Source organism: Cystobacter fuscus (assembly GCF_044360685.1).
GTDB classification, from domain to species: Bacteria; Myxococcota; Myxococcia; order Myxococcales; family Myxococcaceae; genus Cystobacter; species Cystobacter fuscus_C.
Map to the genome: position 1 here is coordinate 1,592,268 of NZ_CP043491.1, position 21,763 is coordinate 1,614,030.

Here is a 21,763-nt window from a genome sequence, read left to right on the forward strand (position 1 = left end):
GGTTCCCCGGCCTGCTCCCCACATCCATGCTTGGAGGGGTGTTGCTCTCCCTCGAATCCCCCCACCTGTTGCAGTCGTTGAAGACCGAAACCCGACCCCACCATGAGCGCGCCGAGAGCGTGGTGCGTCTCATGGCGCCGGACCTCTCCGTGTCCGGCTACCGCGCGCACCTGGAGGCGCTCCACGCGCTCCATGCCTTCCTGGAGCCGGCCGTGGCCGGGCTCCTGGAGCCGTCCCACCCCGAGCTGCGAGTGAACGAACGCCGCAAGCTGCACCTGTTGCGCGAGGATCTCCTGGCGCTCGGCCACGACGAAGACTCCCTGGCCCGGCTGCCGCCCCTCGCGCACCCTCCCGCCCTGCCCGGGGTACCCGAGGCGCTCGGGGCCCTCTACGTGCTGGAGGGCTCGACGCTTGGAGGTCAACTCATCCTGCGCCACCTCGTGCGCCACTTCGAGGGGATGCCCGTGGGGCACTTCGCTTTCTTCCGGGCCTATGGAGAGAACGTGGGCCCCATGTGGAAGTCCTTCGGCGACGCCCTGCTGCGCGCCTGTCCCGAGCCCGCGCTCGCTCCCCGCGTCATCCGGGGGGCCCAGGCCACGTTCGACGCTTTCGAAGCCCGTTTCCGTGAGGTCTCCCGTTCATGAATCCTCCTGTCTCCCAGACCGAACTTACGGAATGTGACCGCGAGCCCATCCACCTGCTGGGTGGCATCCAACCACACGGCGCCCTGGTGGCTTTTTCCGAGCCGGACCTCACCCTGCGGGTGGTGAGCGCCAACATCGAGGCCTGGTTGGGACGGGCGCCCCAGGCCCTGCTGGGCCAGCCCCTGGCGGAGTTCCTGCACCCCACGTCGCTCGCCCTGCTCAGACGGGCCCTGTCCCAGCAGGGCCCCAGTGGCACCCTGCGCATCGAGGCCGCGGGGCACGCCTTCGTGGGGCTCCTGCACCGCAGCGATGGGCTGGCGGTGCTGGACCTGGAGCCCATCACCAGCGACTCCGGCGAGGAGGGGGCCCTGGTCATGGTGGATCAGATCCTCTCGCCCCTGACGCGGGCCAAGGGGCCGCGGGCGCTGCTGCAGGAGGTGGCGGGCGCGGTGCGCACGCTCTCCGGCTTCGATCGGGTGATGGTGTACCTCTTCGACAGCGACTGGCACGGCGAGGTGGTGGCCGAGAGCCGGGAGCCCGCGACGGACAGCTTCCTGGGGATGCACTTCCCCGCGAGCGACATCCCCGTGCAGGCCCGGGCCCTCTATGTCCGCAACACCCTGCGGCTCATCGCCGACGCGCGCGCGCGGCCCGTGCCGCTGGTGCCCGCGGTGCTCCCCGAGCTGGGGCGGCCGTTGGACCTGTCCGGCGCGGCCCTGCGCAGCGTGTCGCCGGTGCACCTGGAGTACCTGGCCAACATGGGCGTGGGCGCGTCCATGTCCATCTCCCTGCTGCGCGAGGGCGCGCTGTGGGGCCTCATCGCGTGCCATCACCGCGCTCCCTTGAAGGTGCCGGCCGCCGCGCGCCGGGCGTGCGACGTGCTGGCCCGGCTGGTGTCGCTGCAACTGGCGTCCGAGGAGCGCGCCACGATGGCCGCCGAGATCGCCCGCCGGGCGCAATTCCAGACGCAGTTGATGGAGCGCCTGTCGGCGGACTCGAGCTCCCTGCCGGTGTCGCTCTCGCGCGAGGCGGACTCGGTGCTGGGGCTCACGGGCTCGACGGGCGCGGCCCTCCTGCTCGGCGAGGCGCCCATCCTCATGGGGGCCACGCCCACCCTGGACGAGGTGAAGGCCCTGGGCGAGTGGCTCGCCCGGCAGCCCTTCGAGGGCACCACCTTCCACACCGAGCGGCTCGGCCAGGTGTATGAACCCGCGCAGGCCTACCTGGACGTGGCCAGTGGCCTGCTCGCGGTGCGCCTGGACCCGAGCGCTCCCCGCTTCGTCGTCTGGTTCCGCCCGGAAGTCACGCGCACCGTCACCTGGGCGGGCAATCCGCTCAAGCCCGTCGTCCAGGGCCCCGGCACCCAGCGGTTGCATCCGCGCGCCTCCTTCACGGCCTGGCAGGAGACGGTGCAGGGGGCGAGCCTGCCGTGGACACCGGAGGACCGGACCGCCGCCGCCGGACTGCGTGGGGCCCTGGTGGGCGTGTTGTTGCGCCATGCCGCCGCCCTCACGCGCTCCAACGCGGAGCTGGATGCCTTCGGTGGCACCGTGGCGCACGACCTCAAGGAGCCCCTGCGCGGCATCCAGCAGTACGTGAGCTTCCTCCTGGAGGACGTGGGGGACGCGGTGGGCAGCGAGGGGCGCAAGCAGTTGGAGGAGGTGCGCTGGCTCGCCGGGCGCACCCAGGGGCAGATGGAGGCCCTCTTCGAGTACAGCCGCGTCGGGCGCGTGGAGCTGTCCTGGGGCCAGGCGGACATGCAGGAAATCCTGGAGGACGTGTTGACCATCGTGTCGTCACGCATCCAGGAGAATGGCATCGAGGTGAGGGTCCCTCGCCGGCTCCCCGAGCTGGCGTGCGACCGGGTGCGCATCCACCAGGTCTGGTCCAACCTGCTCACCAATGCGGCCAAGTACCACCAGGCAGGCAAGCCGCGTTGGGTGGAGGCGGGCTTCATCACCCCCGAGGAACCCTTGTCCCGCCCGGCACGTCGAAGGGCGGATGAGTACGTTTTCTACGTGCGCGACAACGGAATCGGCATTCCCGAGCGGTTCCACGAGACCATCTTCGAGATGTTCCGTCGCCTGCACCCCGCACATGCATATGGAGGAGGCAACGGGGCGGGATTGTCCATCGCGCGCCGGCTCATTCAATTGCATGGCGGCGATCTGTGGGTGGAGTCCGCGCCCGGCCAGGGCTCTACCTTCTATTTCACCCTGGGCAAGGGGCCCGGATGATGGATGAGCTCAAACGGCCAGTGCTGCTCGTCGAGGACAGTGATCCCGACGCCGAGGCATTGCAGCGCCTGGCGCGCAAGCTCTCGCTCTCCTGGCCCATCACGCGGGTGGCGGACGGGGAGTCGGCGCTCGACTATCTGTTCCAGCGAGGGGTGTACGTGGATGCGCCCCGGCCCATGCTGGTCCTGTTGGACCTGCACCTGCCCGGAGTCGGGGGACGGGAGATCCTCTCCACGCTCAAGGCGGATGCCCACCTGCGCTCGCTGCCCGTCATCGTCTTCTCCAACTCCAAGCTCGTGGAGGACGTGGATGGTGCCTATGAGCTGGGCGCCAACAGCTATCTCTTCAAGCCCAGCGGGCTCGAGGAACTCGAGGACGTCGTGAACGCCTTGCAGCACTTCTGGTTCAACGTCGCGCGGCTTCCCGGGCTCGGAGGCTTGTCCCCGGGATGAGCTTGCGCGTACTCCTTGTCGACGACAGCCTGGCGGATCAGCGGGCACTGCGGCGAGCCTTGGAGAAGGACACCGGGACGCGCTGGGAGGTGGAGCTCGCGGGCTCGGCCGAGGAAGCGCTGGAGCGGCTCGACCACCCCCCGATGCCCGATGCCCTCGTGCTGGATTTCCACCTGCCGGGCATCGATGGCATCTCCTTGTTGCAGGGGCTCAAGGAGCGCTGTGGCGAGCAGATGCCGGCGGTGATCGTCTTCACGGGCAGCGGCAACGAGCGCGTGGCGGTGGACGCGATGCGCGCGGGCGCCCATGACTACCTTCTCAAGGACGGTTTCTCCCCGGAGCGCCTGCGCCACAGCCTGCACAACGCGGTGGAGTCCATGCGCATGACGCGCGAGCTGGAGGAGCGGCGCCGGCGGGCGGAAGTCGCCGAGCGGGCGGCCCGGGCGGCCCTGGCGGTGCGCGACGAGTTCTTCGCCATCGCCACGCATGACCTCAAGGGTCCGCTGCAGAGCATCCTCCTGAGCACCCAGCTCCTGCGGCGCCAGCTCCCCCAGGAGGCGCAGACGCCGGGCGTGGAGGCGCGGCTGGCGCAGATCCTCCGGGGCACGCAGCGCATGAGCGAGCTCATCGACCACTTCCTCGCGGTGTCCAAGGGAGGCGAGCGCCCCCTGCAACGCGAGTCGGTGGATCTGCTCGCGCTGGTGCGCACCAAGGTGCGCGAGCTGGGGCCGCTGGCGGCCACGCACCCGGTGCAACTGCACGTGGAGGGCATGGACTTCCGGGGCCAGTGGGATGCGTCGAGCCTGGAGCGGGTGTTGGACAACCTGCTGGGCAACGCCGTGAAGTACTGCCCGCGCGGAGGCACCATCGACGTGTCGTTGAGCGAGGAGTCCTCCGGCCCGGAGGGCTGGGTGCGGCTGTGCGTGAGGGATCAGGGCATGGGCATCCCCGCGGAGGACCTGCCCCACATCTTCGAGCGCTTCCGCCGCGGCCGGAACGTGGCGCCGGCCATCTCCGGCAGCGGCGTGGGTCTGGCGAGCGCCTACCGGATGGTGACGATGCACGGAGGCACCCTCTCCGTGGAGAGCGAGGAGGGCCGGGGCTCGGCCTTCACCGTGCGCCTGCCCCGCGAGACGCTCGCACGGGGTTCGAGCCTCGAGTCCGAGGCCCACCCCTGAGCCGCTCGGGCGCGCTTCAGGGCGAGGAGGGCAGGCTGCCGCGCAGCATGAAGAAGATGATCACGCCCGTCACGGACACGTAGAGCCAGATGGGCGCCAGCCACCGCGTCACCTTGCGGTGCCGCTCGAAGGCGTTGCGCCACGCGAAGTAGAAGGCCAGCAGCGCGCCCGGCACCACGGCGGTGGACAACAGCACGTGGCTGGCCAGGATGAGCAGGTACACCACCTTGAGCGCGCCGCCGCCCGCGTAGCGCGTGTCCCCGTGCACGTAGTGGTAGGCTAGGTAGCACACCAGGAAGAGCGACGAGGACGCGAAGGCGGACACCATGAAGTACTGGTGCGCGCGCCGGGCCTTCTGGCGGATGGCCACCCAGCCCGCCGTGAGGAACGCCGCCGCCAGCGCGTTGAGGCTCGCGTTCACCGCGGGCAGGAAGCGCAGGTCCACCCCTCCCACCGCGCCCCCTCTGCGGATGAGCAGCAGCCAGGCCAGGAACGCGAGCGCCGCGGTGGAGACCACCGCGGTGAAGATGTAGAAGGGACGATCGTTCTCCCCCCGAGACAGGGGGGCACCGGCGGCGTTGGACATGGCTCGTCTTTTGACCCGGCCTCGCCCCCGATGCAACCGCACAGCGGGGACGTGATTTTCCCGTCTAATGGGAAAAGGCCACTTGTTCAGTAGTTTGAATTCATGGCATAAAGGCCAACCGCGGTTTTCCCCCACCCGCAGTCCTAGGAGGTGCCCGTGCCCCTTGCACGCAGCGTCCTCGTCCCCCTGGCCGCCATATTGATCCTCGGGCCAACGCCCGTTCTGGCCGAGGATGGGCCCGTGTGCGCGCCGGTCACGAAGCTTCCCCTGGAGCGCTACCTGCGCCAACTGTCATTGGACTTGCTCGGCCGCCCGCCCACCGTGGAGGAGTACACGGCGGTGCGGACCAAGGGCGAGGTGTCGGTCGAGGACGTGCGCTCGATGATGAACTCGGAGCAGTTCTACACGCGCATGCGCGGCTATCACCGCGCGCTGCTCTGGAGCAACGTCAACGGCAGCGTCAACAACAACACCAACTCACGCTTGTATGGCAAGGGGGACGCGACGGACGCCCTGTCCATGCGCGGCAACAGCAGCGTTTCGTTGCGCGGGGCCAATGGCATTGGCTGTGACAGCTACATCCCCCAGGACTCGTGCGCCACCGCCCTCCGGCAGGATCCGCACGCCGAGCCCACCACGACCAAGGCCTGCTACGACGCGCGGGGCGTGCCGCTGCCGGTGAGCTGGGATTACGACACCACCTCCTATTACCAGTGCAGCCGGTTGGATCTGGTGCCCAACGCCGACCCGACCAAGGAGCCCGTCCCCGATCCGGCCATCAACTCGTGCGACGCGGCGACGAAGAAGACGGTGGGGGACCGCCTGGATCCCAAGTACATGTACTTCTGCGACATGCGGCGGGTGGGCACCGCGCTGGTGCCGCACCTGTGCAAGCCGCACCCGACCAAGGCGTCCACGTCCGCGCTCACCGCGGAGGAGACGGATGGCTCGGGCAAGGTGGTGGCCTTCAAGAATCCCAATCCGTCCGACAGCACCACGCTCACGCGGCTGGACCGGTGCACGCTGACGATGAGTCCGCGCAACGGCGTGGAGGGGACCTACGTCCCGCAGCGCGGCTGCTTCCAGCGCGAGGGGTACGTGACGCGGCCCGCGCCCTTCTGGAACCTCGGTGGGCCGGAGGTGCGCATCTGCGCCATCGAGGCGCAGGAGCGCTCGGTCAACCCCTGGACGCTCGAGTCGTGCACGACGGCGCGCTTCAACAATGACCGCAGCTGCGGGTGTGGCGAGAAGATGCGCCGCTGCGAGGACTCGGCGACGTCCACCACCGCCGCCGTCACCCACCCCTTCCGCGTGGCGGCGATCAACACCGAGCCCGAGCTCATCGCCGACTCGGTGTTGCGCAACGACGAGCCCTATTTCAACATCCTCACCACGCGCCGCTCCTTCGTGAATGGCCCCCTGTCCGAGCTGTACCGCGATCCCCAGCAGGGCGTGGGTGTCTTCTCCTTGTCCTCGCCCGCCCCCGCGGAGTCGATGCCGGTGTTGCCGTTCGCGGACGCGAACACGTGGCGCGAGTACGTGCGCGGCCCCCAGCACTCGGGTGTGCTCACCACGCCGGCCTGGCTCTACCGCTTCCCCACCCAGCGCGCGCGCGTCAACCACTTCTACTCGGCCTTCCTGTGCAAGGCGTTCGTGCCTTCCAACAACCGTCCGCCCGCGGCCGAGGACGCATGCAACCGCGACAACAATCTCTCCACGCGCTGCGCCTGCAAGGACTGCCACGCCACCATCGAGCCCACGGGCGCGCACTGGGGCCGCTTCGCCGAGCGCGCCGCGCTCTACCTGGAGCCCTCGCGCTTTCCCCGCTTCGATCCCAAGTGCTACGACTGCGCCATCGCGGGCAACACGTCCTGCAACGGCGAGTGCTCCCAGTACGTGATGCAGGCCTATGACGAGGAGGGCGCGCGCTCGCTCGGCACGCTCACCTCGTTCCTCTATCGCAATGCCTCCGAGGAGCAGAACATCGAGGGCGGGCCCCAGCTGCTCGTGCAGCGCCTCTTGCAGGGCGGGGACCTGGAGCGCTGCGCGGTGCGGCGCATCTGGGAGGAGTTCCTCGGCCGCCCCATGTCGGGACAGGAGCAGGCGCTCTATCTCGAGCAGTTCGCCGCGGACTTCGCCGCCGACAATCACCGTCTCAAGGGTCTCATCGAGCGTCTGCTGCTGTCGGACGCCTACCGGAGGATCGACTGATGCGCCGCCTGTTCCTGCTCGCGCTCGTCGCGCTCGGCACCGCCGCGTGTGACCAGAGCGGTTCCTCTGGCACGCTCACCCCCGTGGACGTCCAGCAACCCCCTGACGACGGCCTTCATGGCAACGGGGGCGTGGTTCCCCTGCCGGATCCCGAGCAGCAGGACGGCCGCGTGGGACGCTCCGCGCGCCGCCTCACCGTGGATCAGCTCGACGCCTCCATCCAGACGGCGCTGGGACAGCCCTGGTCGAAGCTCAACAGCCGGGCGGCCTCGCTGGGCCGCGCGGACTACGCGCTCGTCAACGCGGAGAGCACCGAGGCCAACCTCGTGTTCGCCAAGTTCCTCGAGGACGGGGCGCGCGAGGTGTGCGTGGCCCGGGCGAGCGCGGACCTGAAGCTCACCGTGGCGAAGGATCGGGTGCTGGCCCGCACGCTGCCCGAGGGCACCGTGGGCGATCTGCGCAAGCTCACCGATGCCCAGGTGCGCGAGCTGCTCGTGTACCTGTCCACCCGCTTCTGGGGCTCGCCGTTGCATGACGAGGAGCTGACGCGCTGGGCGGGTTTCTTCACCAAGGCGGCCGCTCGCGCCGAGACGATCAAGAAGCGGGATCAGGCCCTCGCGGCCCTCTGCATCGGTTTCATGACCGACACCCGCTTCCTCACCTACTGACCGCTCCGGGGAGACGCACCAATGAAGAAGAACCACGACACGTCCCACGGGCGCCGCACCTTCCTCAAGGCCGCCGCGGGCTTCATGGGCACCACCCTGTTCGGGAGCACGCCCTTCCGCGCCTTCGCGCAGAGCACCGCGCTCAAGCCCTCCGAGCGCTGCTTCGTCTTCGTCTACTTCGATGGCGGGTGGGACCAGCTCCTCGCCCTCGATCCGAGGGATCCCACCGTCTTCACCGCGGACCGGGTCTCCCAGACGCGCATCCAACCGGGCTACAGCTTCACCGATCCGAGCATCCCCACCCGGCCCATCGTGCCGGCCAGGCGCCCGGGCGCGGCCGCCTCCAACATCACCTTCGGTCCGGCGGTGAGCACCCTGGCGGAGCACTACGATCTCATGACGGTGGTGCGGGGCATCAACATGACCACGCTCGCGCATGAGGAGGGCAGGCGCTACTTCATCACCGGCAAGCGCCCCATCGGCGCCGCGGCGCGGGGCTCGTCCACGGCCACCGAGGTGGTGGGGCAGATGGCGCCCCCGGTGCCCATCCCCTCCATCGCCTACAACGTGGAGACGTACAACGACCGCTACCCGGGCTCCGCCAACGCGCTCAAGGTGAGCAAGTCGAGCGACCTGCTGCTCGCGCTCGCGCCCAGCTCCACCCAGCTCGACAGCGAGCTGGAGAAGCAGCTCGTGGACTTCAGCGGCCAGCCCATCTCCTGCGAGGCGGCGGCCTATGGCGCCGGTGGGGTGGGCACCATGTACTCGTCGAGCCGCGGCCAGATGCGGCAGGTCATCTCCAGCCGCCTGGACAACGCGTTCCGCTTCGAACAGAACACCCCGGAAGCCAGCGCGGTGCGGACCGCCTACGGCCTGGGCGACAGTGGTCCGTACGACGACGCGGCGGGGCGCGCGGCGCTGGTGGCCACGGCGCTCAAGAAGGGCATCAGCCAGTGCGTGTCCATCAACCTGGCCGGGGGCCTGGACACCCACTTCGGCTCGCAGACGACGCATGCGCTCAATCTGCGCAAGGGCTTCGAATCGCTCGCCCTGCTGGTGAAGGATCTGCGCGCCACCCCACACTGGGCTGGCGGCAACTTCATGGACCACACCACCATCCTGGTCTACTCGGAGTTCGCCCGCACGCCGCTGCTCAACGCCGCGTCCGGCCGCGACCACCACCTCACCAACAGCTGTCTGCTGATGGGGGCGGGTATCAAGCACAACACGGTGTTCGGGCGCAGCGGTGACATCGCCATGGCGCCGGCCGTGGTGAACCTGGGCACGGGCGAGTCGGACCCCGTCAGCGGCCAGAACATCCTTCCTGATCACATCATCGCGACGGTGCTGGCATCCGCCGGGCTGGACTACAGCATCACGCGTGTCGAGCCCCTGCGGTCCCTGTTGGCGTGACGTGATGAAGAGCCAAGCCTCGAACTTCGAGTCCCGTGTGCCCTGGCGGTCGTGGGGGCGGCGGTTGGTGTGTCTGGTGGGGCTGGGGCTGTGGGGGTGTGGCCCCGCGGTGGATCGTCCGAGCCCCGTGCCCTTCCAGCCCACGCTGGTGAAGGCGCAGGCGGACGTGGCGGCGGCGCCGGGCTTCGCGGACCAGACGGGGGGAGGCATCTTCGCGACGGCGTCGGGCGAGGCCATCCGCCTGCGGCTGGACGGGACGCGGGGCGCGCTGGAGAACCACCCGGGCAACCGGGTGGCCCCGGGGCGGGTGCACGCCGCCTTCCGGATGGGGACGAACTCGGCGCTGGTGGAGGCCGCCAATGGCCTCTTCCTGGCGCAGGCGGGCTGGCTCATCGCGCCGCCCTGGCGCGAGCTGCTCGGCCCGGGACTCAAGGCCACCGCGTCGACGAGCGAGGGCGTGGCGTGGCTCGCGCACGAGTCGGGCCTGTACCGGCTGCGCGACGGCCAGCTCGCGGCGCTCAAGGTGGAGGGGCAGACGCTGGATGGCATCAGCTCGATGGTGGCGGCCCCGGTGGACAAGGCGGCCTCGGCGCTGTGGCTGCTGCGCGACGGGGAGCTGCGCGTCGCGGTGCAGACGGCGCCGGACGCGTGGCAGGTGCGTCCCGCCACGGTGCCGCTCGAGGACGGCGAGCACGTGGTGGCGCTGGTGGGCCTGGGGGCCTCGGAGAAGGGTGGGGCGGAGGCGTGGGTGATGACGTCCGAGCGGCTGCTGCGCCACACGGCGCGGGGCTGGCGCGCGGTGTTGCTGGAGCGGCCGCCCACCCAGGTGCTGGCCGCGGGCCGCTTCGTCTGGGTGAAGTCGGGCGACGCGCTGCTGTCCTACGACGCGGACGCGGACACGTGGGGCCGCGCCGCCAACGTGGACACCCGCGAGTTCCGCTTCCTGGCGGCCGACGAGAGCGGCTGCGCGTGGGTGCAGCTGGGCGCGGACACGCTGGCGCTGAGCTGGGGCCCGGTTCCCCGGGTGATTGGCCTGTACGAGGGCATGACGGTGGTGCAGGACACGCTGGTGGTGAGCGCGCGCGTGGCCCCGGGCACGACGCCACCCGAGCGCATGTCCTTCGAGCTGGGGGGCGCGGAGGTGTCCGCGGAGGGGCCGGCCTACAGCCTCGGCGGCGTGGAGGCGGACGGGACGCCCCGCTCCTATTCCTTCGCGGGTTTGGAGGCGGGCCCGCACACGCTGAGCGCCGTGGCCACCTACGCGGATGGCACCCGGGCCCGGCGCTCGGTGGCCTTCTCCTACGAGCCGCTGAGCACGGTGGTGCTGGGCTGGGACAAGGACATCCGCCCCATCCACGTGGCCCGGTGCGCCAAGTGCCATGAATCGACGGGACCGGGCCGGCCGCTGTCCACGTACGAGCTGTGGAAGGACAACTCCTCCCTCATCATCGCGGCGGTGCGCGAGCAGCGCATGCCCGCGGACGGTCCGTTGGATACACAGCTCATCACCCTCATCCAGCGCTGGGCCGCTACCGGCGCCAACCCCTGAGCCGCTCCCCCATGAATCGAGCCTTCCGCGCCTCGCTCGCGCTCGCGCTGCTGTTGTCTGCCTGCCAGGACCCCGGCGAGGATCCGCTGGATGCCTGCGTGGGCCTCGCGCCCCTGGCCCTCACCGCGGACAGCACCCAGGTGCGCGTGAACGCGGGCGCCAACCTCAAGGCCACGGGCGGCAGCGGCTACTACACCTACCGCCTCGAGCCGGGCGGCTCCTCGGGCCAGGTGAACGGCTCGCGCTTCGTCGCCGGCCCCACGCCCGGCACGGACACCGTGGTGGTGGAGGACCTGCGCTGCCCCGGCGACGCGCGGCTGCAGGTGTCCGTGGTGGCGGCCTTCGGCGTGGCGCCCACGCGGGCCACGCTCAAGCCGGGCACGAGCTTCCAGGTGGAGGTGACGGGCGTGTTGGGCTCGGCCATCTTCTCGTTGGACGCGGGGCCCACGGGCAGCACCGTGTCGCCCACGGGCGTGTACACGGCCGGCCAGGGCGAGGGCGTGGACCTGGTGCGCGTGCGCGATGATCGCTCGGGCGACGTGGCCCAGCTCCAGTTCGAGGTGCGCAAGGACGCGCGGCTGCGGGGCGGCCCGGAGTTCCTGGGGCTGCCGTCGGGTTCGTCCATTCCGCTGCGGGCCGAGGGGGGCACCGACCGGGTGCTCTGGGCGAAGCTGTCGGGCCCGGGCCGGGTGGAGGGTGGGCGCTTCGTGAGCGCGCCGGAGGAGACGGGCACGGCGAAGGTGGAGGCGACGGACGCGTTCACCGGCGAGAAGGCGACCGTGTCGGTGCACGTGATGACGGAGCTGACGCGCGAGACGCAGGCGCACGGGCAGCTCACGGACGTGGCCTCGGTGGTGACGGCGGACTTCGATGGGGATGGGGTGGAGGACGTGGCCGTGGGCCGGCGTGAGAGCGACCTCGGCAAACCGTCCGGGGGCGCGGTGTTCATCTTCAAGGGCAGCCTCGAGGGCCTGCCCGCCCAGCCCACCTGGGTCCTCCTCGGTGAGACGAACTCGGCCCTCTTCGGCGACACGGTGCTCGCGGGAGACCTGGACAAGGATGGCCGGGCGGAGCTGGTGGTGTCCTCGCCGGGCGCGGACACCACCATCGCCGACTCGGGCGCGGTGTACCTGTACCGCTTCGGCGCGAAGGGTCCGGAGCGCATCGGCAATCCCATGACCACCACGGGCCGCGGCTACTTCGGCTCGGGCCTGGCGCTCGCGGACATGGACGGGGATGGGGATCTGGATCTGGTGGTGGGCTCGCCCCTGGCGGACCTGGTGCCCGGGTCGGGGTCCAGCCGTGGCGTCGTGGACATCTACCTGCTCACTCCGGGCCAGACGGTGCCGCAGCTGCCGGCCATCCGCCTGGGCGGCATGGATCTGGGCAAGGACGGCACGCTCGAGTCGCGCAAGAGCACGGAGCTGGGCCGCGCGCTGGTGGTGGCGGACCTGAACGGGGATGGGCTGGGAGACCTGGCGGCGCTCAGCAAGGCGTCGCGCTTCAACGCGGATGGCTCCATCGAGGAAGTGGCGCAGCAGACCGTGGCGGTGTTCTTCGCGCGCGGGGACGGTGAGCGCTTCCGCTCCGCGCCGGACCTGATCGTGCTGCCCTCCAACCACCCGACAGACAGAGGCGAGGGGACGTGGCGGCTGGCGGCGGTGCCGGGTGAGGGCTCCCGGCCTCCGCTGTTGATGGTGTTGGCGGACAAGACGGACGCACCGAACCTGAGCACCAGCGGTGGGTCGGTCGCGATGACCGACGCGGGGGGCGCGCTGCTCTTCGACCTGAGCACGTACAAGCCCCAGGGCGCGCCCGCGGCGGCTCCCGTGCAGCTCAAGCTCGGGGCGGCCTTCGCCCGTCTGTATGGAGACGCGTCTGGCGGCACCGCGGGGCGGAGCTGGGCGGTGATGGACGTGGATGGCAATCCCGGTCCGGAGCTGCTGCTGGGCGAGCCCTACGCGTCCCCGAGCACGCCGCTGCGCTTGGCGGGGAGGATCATTGTCTACCCCCTGGCGACCCTGACCAGGGGCGCGGTGCTCAACAAACCCCTGCTCACCCTGCAGGGGAAGACGAAGTCGGACACCCTGGGCGCGGGGCTCGCGGTGTGGTCGCTGCCCGGCACCTCGGCGCTGGTGGCCTTCTCGGGACGGGCCTCGGGTCCCGGGCAGGCCTTTACCGGCCGCGTGGATGCCTACCTCAAGGCGGGCGCGTCGCTCTCCGAGTGGACGCGCACGAGCGCCCTGGTGCCGGCGCGGCCGAGCAAGGAGCGCTATGGGGAGGGCGTGGCGGTGGCCAAGGGGGCCCAGGGGAGCGCGGTGGCGCTGGTGGGCGCGCAGGGCTGGGGGGGTCCGGGGCCCTACGAGGATGGGAACGACCTGAACGCCGGCCGCGCCTGGGTGCGGGATGCCTCGCGGGCCACGCTCGCGGCCGAGGGCGCTTCCTCGCCGCTGTGGCGCGGGCGCAGGGTGGGCTCGGACGTGGCCTTCACGGACTTCAACGGGGATGGGCGGGCGGACACGGTGGTGGGGGCGAGCAGCTTCATCCAGCCGGGCGCCAACGTGCGCGCCGCGGAGATCACTCCCTACTTCATGGAGAAGGCCGCGTGCGTGCCGGCGTTGAGTCTGGAGAACGCGGGGGGAGTGCTGGTGTCGCTCGGCCAGGCGGACGGGAGCTTCAAGCAGGCCTACTGGCTGTGGGCTCCGGGGGACATCGCCGGTTGCACCGGCACGGGCTCCACCTGTGAGCGCCGCGCCCTCGGGCGCTCGGTGCTGGGGGGCTTCGACTTCAATGGCGACGGCAAGCAGGACATCGGCGTGCTGCGCAACAACGGCTTCGAGCTCTTCCTGGGCCGCGCTCCGGATGACGTCTTGCTGGCGAAGCTGTCCATGGGGTGCGATCCCGTCTACTCGTCGCCGTACTACGATCGGCAGACCTCGGCTCCGGCGGCGCTGGGTGACCTGGATGGTGACGGGTGCGACGAGGTGGCGTGGCGCTCCGCGGATGGCTCGGCGTCGAACGTCATCATCCTGTTCGGCTATGACGCGAGTGGCGCGAAGTGCGGGCGCAAGGTCGCGACGACCGTGCGTCTGGCGGATCGCCAGGCGGATGCCCCGGGTCTCTACGCCGGGCTGGGAGGCTCGACGGCGCGCGTGGGCCGGGTGCTCGGCAAGAGCGGCGCGGACTATCTGGCGGTGACCGCGACCAACATTCCCTATGAGGGCGTGACGCAGCCGTCGGTGCTGCTGATCGACGTGGCGGAGGTGAGCAAGCGCCGGCCCACCACGGGTGAGGTGAACGTGAAGGCGGTGGACCTCAATCCCATCATGGTGGTGAGCCCGACGCGGGCCGTGAATTTCGGAGCGGTGGTGCGCGGCAACGTGGACCTGACGAACGATGGGGTGCCGGAGCTGATCGTGAGTGCCTCGGGCGCCTCGGTGTCCTCGGACGGTGGGGGCGCGGTGTTCGTGTACGCGGGCGGACCGGCCGTCAAGGGCGCGCCCTCGCCCTGGCTCCTGGTCACGGGTGACACGGCGGAGCGCTCCAACTTCGGCCAGTCCCTGGCGCTCACCCCGGGGGACAGCAAGACGCCGCCCACGCTCGTCATCGGCGCGCCGCTCAGCTACCGCACCGGCGCGGAGAACGGCACGGCGTTCATGTTGCCGCTCACCTTCTGACGCCCCGCCCCCCGTCCGTCAGCGATGGGGGTGCACGAAGATCTCCTCGTCCTCCGGGGGCGTGGTCCTCGGCCCCCGCTGGAGCTCACCCAGGCCCACGCTGCCCAGCAGCCGCTCCTGTGCGTCCAGGACGAACAGGCGGCGCACGCGCAACTGCCGCATCCGCTCGGCGACCTCGAGCACGTCCTCCTGGGGCTCGCACCCGGGCACGTGCCGGGCCATCACCCGGACGACGGGCGTGGCGCGCGGATCGAACCCCAGCGCCAGCCCCCTCACGACGATGTCGCGCTCGGTGACGAGGCCGACGACCCGCTCGTCCTCGACGACCGGGAGGGTGTCCACGTTGAGCAGCCGCATCATCTCGGCGGCGGCCATCAGCGTCGTCTCCGGGTGGGCGGAGACGGCGTCCGGGATCATCACCTCATGAATCTTCACTGCACACCTCGCGCCCGGCGCAAGAACTGCTCCCGGCCACAAGGTGGCCCTCCTCTCCTGGAATGCCAAGCCTCCCGAGGCCTCGCCCCGCCATCCCCCGGGGTGGGCGCACGTCGGGGCCCCGTCCGTCCGCCCGCTGTCCGGACGGGCGCCAGGGAGGTGGGATTGGCCGGACGGGGACCCCGAAACACATTTGCGCGAACCGCGAATTCTGGATGGGGGAGGACTCGAGATGGCGATCATTCCCGAGGTGGAGAAGCTCAGGAGCCTGGCTCAACTGGACGTGGACGCGGCGGGGACCTACGAGGCCGCCATCGCCCGCGTGAAGGATCAACTGGTGCGCGAGCGCCTGAACGAGTTCCGCGTGGACCATGTGCGGCACGTGCAGGATCTCAACGTGTTCATCCGTCAACAGGGCGGAGAGCCGGTGGAGCTGCGGCCGGATTTCAAGGGCGCGGTGATGAAGGGCATGACGGCGATCACGAGCATGATGGGGACCGAGGCCGCGCTGGTGGCCATGCTCGGCAACGAGGAGCTGACCAACCGCACCTACGAGCTGGCGCTGAGCTTCGACTGGAGCCCCGAGGTGCGTCAGCTCATCGAGAAGAACCGCAAGGACGAGGAGCGGCACCTGACGTGGATCAAGGAGGCGGTGCGCCTGCGTCCCTGGACGAGAGAAGAGGCCGGGGCCCACGTCTGATGCGCTGCGCCGGGCGGAGCGCTCCGCCCGGGGCGCTCTTCCCCTGGGACAAGGCCGTCCGAGGGTTCTACAGTCCCAGCCCGGGCGCCGCGTGACGCGCGGTGGCCCGAGCCCTCGGAGGCCCTCCCGATGAGTGACACCCTGCCCGCGCTGCGCGCCACGCTGGCCGAACTGGTCGCGGTGGACACGACGTCTTCCCGCTCCAACGCGCCCCTGGTGGAGCTGGCGCGGGGCAAGCTGGAAGCGGTTGGTTTCCAGGTGGAACTGGTTCCCTACCGGGACGCCGCCGGGGTGGAGAAGGTGAACCTCCTCGCGGTGCTGGGCGGCTCGCCGCGGGAGCAGGCCGCCCTGGTGCTCGTGGGGCATACGGACTGCGTGCCGTACGACGCGGCGTGGACGGACGCGCTGCGTCTGACCGAGCGCGAGGGACGGCTGTACGGCCGGGGCGCGTGTGACACGAAGGGCTTCATCGCCTGCGCGCTGCACGCGGTGACCCATCTGCCGCGTCCGCCGAGCGCGCCCCTGATGGTGCTGCTGACGGCGGACGAGGAAGTGGGGTGCGAGGGCGCCAAGCAGCTCGTGACGCTGGGCAAGGGCCGGGCGCGGCATGCCATCGTCGGTGAGCCCACGCGCCTGGTGCCGGTGCGCGCGCACAAGGGGTACTGCCTGGCGGAGGTGGAGGTGCTGGGCCACGAGGGGCACAGCGCCTATCCGGACGAGGGCGCCTCGGCCATCTTCCGCGCGGGGCGCTTCCTGCAGAAGCTGGAGACGCTCGCGCGCACGCGCCTGCGCGAGGATCGGGACGACTCCTTCGAGCCCCCCTTCACCACGGTGAACGTGGGCCGGATCAGCGGCGGCAAGGCGTCCAACATCATCCCCGGCGCGTGCCACTTCATCGTGGAGTGGCGGCCCATTCCGCGTCAGCCCCAGGCGCGGGTGCTGGAGCTGCTGGAGTCCATCCGCCAGGAGCTGGTGCGGGACGAGCCCGGCTATGAGGCCCGGATCCGCCTGGTACGGGCCGAGCCCGCGGTGGACACGCGCGCGGACGCGGAGGTGGTGCGGGTGCTCGCGAAGCTCTCCGGCAATGCCCCCATCACCGTCCCCTTTGGCACGGAAGCCCCTCAACTCACGGAACTCGGGGCGCAGGCGGTGGTGTTCGGCCCGGGAGACATCCGCGTGGCGCACCAGACGGGCGAGTATGTGCCGGTGGAGGACCTGGTGCGGTGCGAGGCCTACCTCTCCCAGGCCATCGCGCACTTCTGTGGGGACGGCTCCTCGCGTGTCGGTGAATAGGCACCCAGGCGTCCGGTACATCCCATGACGTGAATGAGCCGGGGGGCATGTCTGGCGGGTGGGCTCCCCGCGTATGCTTCGTTCCGGGGCGGGGGTGTGGGGGAGCGCATCCGCACAAGAGGGTTCCTCTTGGGATGGAAGGGACGACGAGGGGAAGGAGCGCGGGGGCGCGTGTTCCCGGCCACTTCCCCTCCTTGGCGATCCCGCTTGATTGCTTGAGCTCGGAGCGGACCATGGTTGCATTCACGAACAGCCTCAGCACCACCGGTCGTGTCCTTCTGGTGGATGACAGCATCATCGCCCTCGAAACCATCGGCTCGCGCCTGCGGGAGAGCGGGTTGGAGGTGGCGATGACGACCTCGCCCCTGGAGGCGCTGGCGCTCGCCACCGAGGGCCCCCAGCTCTTCGATCTGCTCATCCTGGATGTGATGATGCCGCAGATGAACGGCCACGAGCTGACGCGCCAGCTCCGAGGCCATGCCCGCACCCTCAACACGCCCATCCTCCTGCTCACCTCGCTCGACTCCACGGATGACCGCGTCACGGGGTTGAAGGCGGGCGCCGACGACTTCTTCACCAAGACGGCTCCCGACGCCGAGATGATCGCCCGCGTGCGCTCGTTCATCTCGCTCGGCAAGATGCGCGCTCAGCTCCAGGCCCAGCACGAGGCCATGGCGCGCGTCATGCGCGAGCCGGAGGCCCCCCTGCCTCCCCAGGCCCGGGTGGAGATCATCCACCACACGCCGGTGATGGGCGAGCGGCTTGCCCGGGCGCTGCGCGGCTCGCCCCTGTGTGGCGACTTCCACCTCACCCTGCGCTCCCCGTCCCAGCGCATGACCACCACGGAAGCGGACCTGCTCGTGGTGAGCTACCCGGTCGCGCTCGAGGGGGATCAGCCGCTGCTCAAGCGCTTCGGCTTCGACGAGGAGGCGCCCGCCATCCTCGTGGTGGACGAGGTGGAATCCACTTCACGGCGTGTCTCCTCGTTCGACTCCGGCGCCGACGACTACCTCACGCTGAACACGCCCATGGCCGAGCTCATCGCCCGCATGGGGACGGCCCTGCGCCGTCAGCGCCGCCAGCGCCAGCTGCGCACCTCGCGCGATCGCGCCATGCTGGTGGCGGTGACGGATCCGCTCACCGGGCTGTACAACCGCGCCTACTTCCACGAGGCGCTCGGCGTCGAGTTCCGGCGCGCCCAGCGCTACAAGCACCCCATGGCGCTGGTGCTGTTGGACCTGGACCACTTCAAGCAGGTCAACGACACGCTCGGCCACACCGCGGGAGATCAGGCCCTGCGCGAGGTGTCCACGCGGTTGCGCCAGACGGCGCGCTCCACGGACGTGGTGGCCCGCCACGGCGGTGAGGAGTTCGCGATGATCCTCCCCGAGACGGACCTGGAGCAGGGCTTGCTCGCCGCCGAGCGCTTCCGGGCCGCGGTGGAGGGCGCCGTGGTGAAGGGCGCCCGGGGCGGCAGCCGCGCGTTGACGATCAGCGCCGGGGTGGGCTGCTACCCCGCGCACGCCTCGTCCGTCACCGAGCTCATCGAGCTCATCGACGCGGCGCTCTACAAGGCCAAGCGCCAGGGCCGCAACCGCGTGTGCGCCGTCTCCAACGCCCCCGAGGCTCCGGCGGCGGCCTCCGCTCCGCCGTCGGCTCCGCCACCCAATCCCCTGGAGCGGCTGCGCCGCCTGGTGGCCGAGGACCTGGACGGCCCGCTGTCGGCCACGCGCACGGCTGCTCGCATGCTGCATGAGGCCAGTGCTCCCGGTGATGCGCTGCACATCCTCACCGCCCAGCTGCGCCAGTCCTCCGACGCTGTCCGCCAGGAACTGCTCGCGCTCATGGACGAGCTGTCCCGCAACATCCTCGAGTCCAGGCGTGACTCCCACTAGCCTTTCGGGCATATGCTTGGAGCTTCAACCTCTACTCCAGGAGAACCCGAATGCGGTCCAGGCTGCTGATCTCCCTTTGCACGTTCATGCTCACCACCGGTTGCGTCACCCAGGGCAAGTACGACCTGGCGATGCAGAACGCGCGGACGCTCGATGAACAACTCCAGGCGGAGAAGGCGGGGCGCACGGCGGCCGAGCAGAAGGTGGGGGAGCTGGAGGAGCAGGTGAAGGGGCTGGAGGCGGAGAAGGAGGCGTTGAACACGCGCCTGAACACCGCGGAGGCGGGACTGTCCGCGGGGACGGCCGAGCGCCGGGCGCTGGAGCAGAAGAACGCGGAGCTGACGGCGCTCAACCAGGAGCTGGCGCGCTCGACGAAGAAGCTCGCCGAGGCCAAGGAGGCCCTGGAGAAGAAGAGCGCCGAGTACGAGAACCTCTCCAAGAGCCTGGAGCAGGAGATCGCCGAGGGCAAGGTGGAGCTGTCGGAGCTCAAGGGCCGGATGACGGTGAACCTCAAGGACAAGATCCTCTTCGCCTCGGGCTCGGCGCGGGTGGGCAAGGAGGGGGAGGCGGCGCTGAAGAAGGTGGCCGAGGCGCTCAAGGGCGTGCAGGGGAAGATCATCCGGGTGGAGGGGCACACGGATGACGTGCCCACGGATCCCAAGGGGCCGTTCCCCACGAACTGGGAGCTGAGCCTGGCGCGGGCGATGGCGGTGGTGCGGGCGCTGCAGGACGCGGGCGTGGACCCGACCCGGCTGTCCGCCGCGGGCTACGGGCCCTATCAGCCCATCGCCGCCAACAACTCGCCGGAGAACCGCAGCCTCAACCGGCGCATCGAGATCGTCCTCGCGCCGGGCGAGCAGGCCACCGCGGCGCGCTAGGACGCCTCACCTGTCCGCGCGGGCCCGTCCGGCTCCGAAGACGGAGTAGAGGACGGGCAGCACGAGCAGGGTGAGCACGGTGGAGGACAGGAGGCCGCCGATGACGACGGTGGCCAGGGGGCGCTGCACCTCCGCGCCCACTCCCGTGTTGAGCGCCATGGGCAGGAAGCCGATGGCGGCCACGGCCGCGGTCATCAGCACCGGCCGCAGGCGGGACAGGGCCGCTTCGCGCAGGGCTTCTCCGAGTGGCAGGCCCCGCTCGAGCAACTGGCGCACGCGGCTGACGAGCACCATGTCCCCGAGCACCGACACCCCCGACAGGGCGATGAAGCCCACGGCCGCGGAGAGGGAGAAGGGCAGTCCGCGCACGAGCAGCGCCAGGACACCTCCCACCCAGGCGAAGGGCACGCTGGCGAGGATGCGCAGCGCATCCAGCACCCGGCGGTAGGTGAGGTAGAGCAGGGTGAAGACGAGCGCGAGGGCGAGGGGCACCACGAGGCCCAGAAGACGAGGAGCCGGGCGCGTGCATCCGGTGGGGCTTCGAGCGCGGGGGCGGCTCCTTAGAGCCGGAGGTAGCTTGGAGGTGGCTCGCTCCGGCAGCCCGGCGTTACCGCCACCCATGCGCCCAGGAGGACACTCACCACGCCGGGAATGAAGCCTTGCCGTGTCATGGGGCGGAAAGCTGGCGCTTCATGGGGAGTTACTCGTCCGCCGATGACGCCAGGGTGTGCGCGACCACGCTCAGGGCCACCAACTGCTTGTTGTCCATCTGGCGCAGCGTGCGCATCAAGCGGCGCATCCGCGGCGATTCCTCCCCCGAGGGGGCGGACTGCTCCTTCAACCAGGCCGTCGACCTCCGGGACTCCAGGGCCAGGGCCTCATCGGCATCCATCCTCAACACCCCACACAAGGCCCGCAGGATCGGGACGCTGGGAGTCAGGTTGCCGCGCTCCATCCGCCCGTACACTTCCGTGGCCACCCCCACGCGCTCGGCCACGTCCGCTTGCGTCCATTGCGCCCGGGCGCGGGCGGCTCGCAGCGTTTCTCCCAGGTGCACGGTCAGCTTCTTCTTCGTCATCGGCTCGTTCTTCACCGCTGCTCCCTCCGCGAGGACATGCGAGATGCTCCGGCGCCGCGGAGAGGACCTGTTGGGTCCAAGGCTCCACTTGAAGGTCCTCCAACGGTAACACCATGAAAGGTGGAAGGGAAGGAATGGATGACCGGAGAGGTCAACCTCGGGGCTTGACCTGATGGAACAGGTGTCCCGCCACCAGAGCTGCCACCCAGAAGAGGAAGTAGTCCGAATATGCGGACGTTTCCTCAGGAGTGACGTCCCGTCGCGAAGACGTGACTCGACCGCGCTTCATCACGTGTCAGACGGGCTTTCCAGAGGTGAAGTTCAGGCTTCTTCGTCTGGCAGGAGCGTGAGCAGGAGTTCGTCGTCGGGGCCGAGCGGTCGCCACCCGGGTGGGGGCGGTGTGGCGCGGAGCACTGCCCTGGCCTGTCTGACCCGCTCTTTATGGGTTTCTGGGGTGAAGGAGGTCCAGAAGCCAAGCGCCTTGGCAATCTTGAAACGAATTGCGTCGTCCATCTCGGCGGGCCAACCCTCGGGGAGAGTTTCGTACAATTCGCGAACGAACTGTCCGCGCACCAAACGAGTGAGTTGCTTACTCCGCTCCGCCTCGGCGACCAAACCGCTGAACACCTGTACTGCGTTGAGATCATCCTTACCAAGCTCCTCAGCCAGCTCGACCAACGAGGCGGTGGGGCGTGCTTCGGCGAAGGCGGTGAGTGAATCATGACCGCGCTCGCGGACCCGCTCGTAGAGGCGGACCTTCCAGTTGCCGTCCCAGGAGCGTCCCTCGCTCATTGCCCTCTCCATCATGGATGGCCTCATGGTGCGCCTGCTCCATCTTGACGCAGAACTGGTCGATATCCAGCTCGTTG

Annotated in this window: 17 protein-coding genes and 1 pseudogene; 13 read left to right on the plus strand and 5 right to left on the minus strand. The window is 70.1% G+C overall.

The window, feature by feature from the left end; genetic code table 11:
• The first annotated feature begins 38 nt into the window (after positions 1-38).
• Genes F0U63_RS06650 through F0U63_RS06665 form a run of 4 tightly spaced genes read left to right on the plus strand, consistent with a single transcriptional unit; the run spans position 39 to position 4,511 of the window.
• Entirely contained in the window at positions 39-644 is a 606-nt protein-coding gene (locus tag F0U63_RS06650; RefSeq protein WP_395844839.1) for a biliverdin-producing heme oxygenase, read from the plus strand.
• The gene (locus F0U63_RS06655; protein ID WP_395844841.1) at positions 641-2,881 is read left to right on the plus strand and encodes an ATP-binding protein; all 2,241 of its coding nucleotides are present in this window, start codon (positions 641-643) and stop codon (positions 2,879-2,881) included. The genes F0U63_RS06650 and F0U63_RS06655 overlap by 4 nt, the downstream gene beginning before the upstream one ends.
• On the plus strand, positions 2,878-3,333 hold the full coding sequence (locus F0U63_RS06660; RefSeq protein WP_395844843.1) for a response regulator: 456 nt from the start codon (positions 2,878-2,880) through the stop codon (positions 3,331-3,333). The genes F0U63_RS06655 and F0U63_RS06660 overlap by 4 nt, the downstream gene beginning before the upstream one ends.
• Positions 3,330-4,511, plus strand: coding sequence for an ATP-binding protein (locus F0U63_RS06665; protein WP_395844845.1), 1,182 nt, complete (start codon positions 3,330-3,332; stop codon positions 4,509-4,511). Before F0U63_RS06660 ends, F0U63_RS06665 begins: the two co-directional genes overlap by 4 nt.
• A 16-nt stretch (positions 4,512-4,527) precedes the next feature.
• Here F0U63_RS06665 and F0U63_RS06670 read toward each other — a convergent pair whose 3' ends face one another.
• Entirely contained in the window at positions 4,528-5,097 is a 570-nt protein-coding gene (locus tag F0U63_RS06670) for a DUF420 domain-containing protein (protein WP_395844847.1), read from the minus strand.
• 156 nt (positions 5,098-5,253) lie between these two features.
• Between F0U63_RS06670 and F0U63_RS06675 the strand changes: the two genes are divergently transcribed.
• From F0U63_RS06675 to F0U63_RS06695, 5 genes are read left to right on the plus strand one after another with little or no spacing between them, the layout of a single operon-like run.
• A complete protein-coding gene (locus F0U63_RS06675) occupies positions 5,254-7,308 on the plus strand; it encodes a DUF1585 domain-containing protein (RefSeq protein ID WP_395844849.1) in 2,055 nt (684 codons plus the stop codon).
• A complete protein-coding gene (locus F0U63_RS06680) occupies positions 7,308-7,976 on the plus strand; it encodes a hypothetical protein (RefSeq protein WP_395844851.1) in 669 nt (222 codons plus the stop codon). The genes F0U63_RS06675 and F0U63_RS06680 overlap by 1 nt, the downstream gene beginning before the upstream one ends.
• Positions 7,977-7,997: 21 nt before the next feature.
• A complete protein-coding gene (locus tag F0U63_RS06685; RefSeq protein WP_395844853.1) occupies positions 7,998-9,389 on the plus strand; it encodes a DUF1501 domain-containing protein in 1,392 nt (463 codons plus the stop codon).
• A gap of 4 nt (positions 9,390-9,393) precedes the next feature.
• Entirely contained in the window at positions 9,394-10,938 is a 1,545-nt protein-coding gene (locus F0U63_RS06690; protein ID WP_395844855.1) for a hypothetical protein, read from the plus strand.
• Positions 10,939-10,949: 11 nt separating this feature from the next.
• A complete protein-coding gene (locus tag F0U63_RS06695) occupies positions 10,950-14,615 on the plus strand; it encodes an FG-GAP repeat domain-containing protein (protein WP_395844857.1) in 3,666 nt (1,221 codons plus the stop codon).
• Between the two features lie 18 nt (positions 14,616-14,633).
• On the opposite strand, the gene F0U63_RS06700 is transcribed toward F0U63_RS06695, so the two are convergent.
• The gene (locus F0U63_RS06700; protein WP_395844859.1) at positions 14,634-15,050 is read right to left on the minus strand and encodes a CBS domain-containing protein; all 417 of its coding nucleotides are present in this window, start codon (positions 15,048-15,050) and stop codon (positions 14,634-14,636) included.
• Between the two features lie 232 nt (positions 15,051-15,282).
• On the opposite strand from F0U63_RS06700, the gene F0U63_RS06705 reads away from it, so the two are divergent.
• The 4 genes from F0U63_RS06705 to F0U63_RS06720 all read left to right on the plus strand — a co-directional run bounded on the left by F0U63_RS06705 (position 15,283) and on the right by F0U63_RS06720 (position 19,816).
• Positions 15,283-15,750 carry a ferritin-like domain-containing protein gene (locus F0U63_RS06705; RefSeq protein ID WP_395844861.1) on the plus strand — a complete coding sequence of 156 codons (468 nt, stop codon included), beginning with the start codon at positions 15,283-15,285 and terminating at the stop codon, positions 15,748-15,750.
• Positions 15,751-15,879: 129 nt separating this feature from the next.
• The gene (argE, locus tag F0U63_RS06710) at positions 15,880-17,043 is read left to right on the plus strand and encodes an acetylornithine deacetylase (RefSeq protein ID WP_395844863.1); all 1,164 of its coding nucleotides are present in this window, start codon (positions 15,880-15,882) and stop codon (positions 17,041-17,043) included.
• Positions 17,044-17,276: 233 nt separating this feature from the next.
• Positions 17,277-18,938 (plus strand): diguanylate cyclase, encoded by a 1,662-nt coding sequence (locus tag F0U63_RS06715; protein ID WP_395844865.1) that lies wholly within the window; start codon positions 17,277-17,279, stop codon positions 18,936-18,938.
• A 50-nt stretch (positions 18,939-18,988) separates the two neighbouring features.
• The gene (locus F0U63_RS06720; protein ID WP_395844867.1) at positions 18,989-19,816 is read left to right on the plus strand and encodes an OmpA family protein; all 828 of its coding nucleotides are present in this window, start codon (positions 18,989-18,991) and stop codon (positions 19,814-19,816) included.
• A gap of 6 nt (positions 19,817-19,822) precedes the next feature.
• Here F0U63_RS06720 and F0U63_RS06725 read toward each other — a convergent pair.
• From F0U63_RS06725 to F0U63_RS06735, 3 genes and pseudogenes are all read right to left on the minus strand, one after another.
• Positions 19,823-20,338, minus strand: a pseudogene (locus F0U63_RS06725) (efflux RND transporter permease subunit); the annotation flags it as partial.
• Between the two features lie 178 nt (positions 20,339-20,516).
• Positions 20,517-20,909 carry a helix-turn-helix transcriptional regulator gene (locus F0U63_RS06730; protein ID WP_395844869.1) on the minus strand — a complete coding sequence of 131 codons (393 nt, stop codon included), beginning with the start codon at positions 20,907-20,909 and terminating at the stop codon, positions 20,517-20,519.
• Positions 20,910-21,215: 306 nt separating this feature from the next.
• Entirely contained in the window at positions 21,216-21,686 is a 471-nt protein-coding gene (locus F0U63_RS06735; RefSeq protein ID WP_395844871.1) for an NUDIX hydrolase, read from the minus strand.
• Positions 21,687-21,763: the final 77 nt, after the last annotated feature.